This is a genomic window from Microvirga sp. GN3 (assembly GCF_055792825.1).
This window is the reverse complement of the sequence record NZ_JBVVAK010000259.1, coordinates 5,766-7,193: the sequence shown is the minus strand read 5'-3', so window position 1 is coordinate 7,193 and position 1,428 is coordinate 5,766. Positions and strand designations below refer to the sequence as shown.

Annotated in this window: 1 protein-coding gene and 1 pseudogene; one reads left to right on the top strand and one right to left on the bottom strand. The window is 59.7% G+C overall.

Annotation, left to right across the window (positions count from 1 at the left end; translation table 11 throughout):
• The first annotated feature begins 233 nt into the window (after positions 1-233).
• Entirely contained in the window at positions 234-1,064 is an 831-nt protein-coding gene (locus ACS5Q1_RS45545; RefSeq protein ID WP_473104397.1) for an IS5 family transposase, read from the top strand.
• 15 nt (positions 1,065-1,079) lie between these two features.
• Here ACS5Q1_RS45545 and ACS5Q1_RS45540 read toward each other — a convergent pair.
• Positions 1,080-1,307 (bottom strand): annotated as a pseudogene (locus tag ACS5Q1_RS45540) (integrase core domain-containing protein); the annotation flags it as partial.
• Positions 1,308-1,428: the final 121 nt, after the last annotated feature.

The following is a 1,428-nucleotide window of genomic DNA, read 5'->3' as shown; positions in this document are numbered from 1 at the left end:
TGCTGTATTGCTCGACGGACTGCCTCTGTCGTTGTGGCGCTCCCATGGAGAACCTGGCCCATAGCGCATCCCTCCATTCCGGCGATAAGAATGCACCATCAAACCCCGGGATCAAACATCTCTAAGAGGCTGGCGAGCAATTTTATTGCTCGCTTTAAGTGTTTGATTCGCCATAGGTTTGGTGCTGACCGCTGCTGCGGATGTGGGCTGTTTGATGATCCGGGAGCCCCGCCATGGATGTCTGTTCCTACGCCAGTGATCTCAATGATGCCGAATGGGCGCTGCTCGCGCCCCTTGTCCCTCGCAGCCATCCCGCCGGGCGGCGGCAGACCTACCCGTTGCGGCGCATCGTCGATGCAATTTTCTATCTGCTGCGCACCGGAGCCCAATGGCGGCTGCTGCCGCATGAGTATCCCCCGCGTGGTGCCGTCTTTTACCACTATGCCCAGTGGCGCGAGGACGGCACCTGGGAGCACGTGACCCAGGTTCTCCGGGAGAGTTATCGCTGTAAGATCGGCCGCAATCCTCAGCCGACTGCGGCGATCCTCGACAGCCAATCAGTTAAAACCACTGAGATGGGCGGACCGCGTGGATACGATGGCGGTAAAAAGATCAAGGGCCGCAAGCGCCATCTTCTTGTTGATACGCAAGGAAATCTGCTGAAGAACAGCGTGCATCCAGCCGACATCCACGACCGTGCCGGAGCCGAGATCTTGCTCTCGGGTCTGCAGCATCTCTTCCCGGCCATCGAGCTGATGTGGGCCGACATGGCTTATCGAGGATTGAAGGATTGGCTTTGCAAGGCGCTGGGCTGGAGGCTGTCGATCCCGCAACACTGGTGGACGGGCGGCGTCTGGATGAAGGCTGGATCAGAGCCGCCGACGCGCCCGAGCGGCTTTCAGGTGCTCGCGCGAAGGTGGGTAGTGGAGCGAACACTGGCGTGGCTTACCACCAACCGGCGGCTCGCCAAGGACTACGAACGCCTGGTCGAGACCGGCGAGATGCTGCTCTATCTCGCCATGAGCCGCATCCTGCTGCGGCGCCTCACGCGAAAGGAAAGATAATTGCTCACCAGCCTCTAAGACCTCTGGTGCAGGCGGCCAGTAGCCCAAGGATGAGTGCGGGCGCACGGAGTTGTAGTGCCGGCGCCAATTTTCGATAGTCACCTGCGCCTCCCGTAGGGTGTAGAAGACCTCTCCTTTCAGCAGTTCATCTCGAAGCTTCGAGTTGAAGCTCTCGCAGTAGCCGTTCTCCCACGGGCTGCCGGGTTCGATGTAAGCTGTCTTGGCGCCCACGGCCGTGATCCATTACCGCGGTATCAAGGGATGCGTGCTTGGCTAGCGCATAGTGCGGAAAAGTGGACCCGGTTTTCCGCGCCGAACGATGCGCTCTTCAAAGAGTGGAGCATCGGATTGAATCCCAAAAGTG

Bases quoted from the DNA above. Each gene is read 5' to 3' on its own strand.
- ACS5Q1_RS45545 (WP_473104397.1), top strand. From the start codon at position 234: ATGGATGTCTGTTCCTACGCCAGTGATCTCAATGATGCCGAATGGGCG.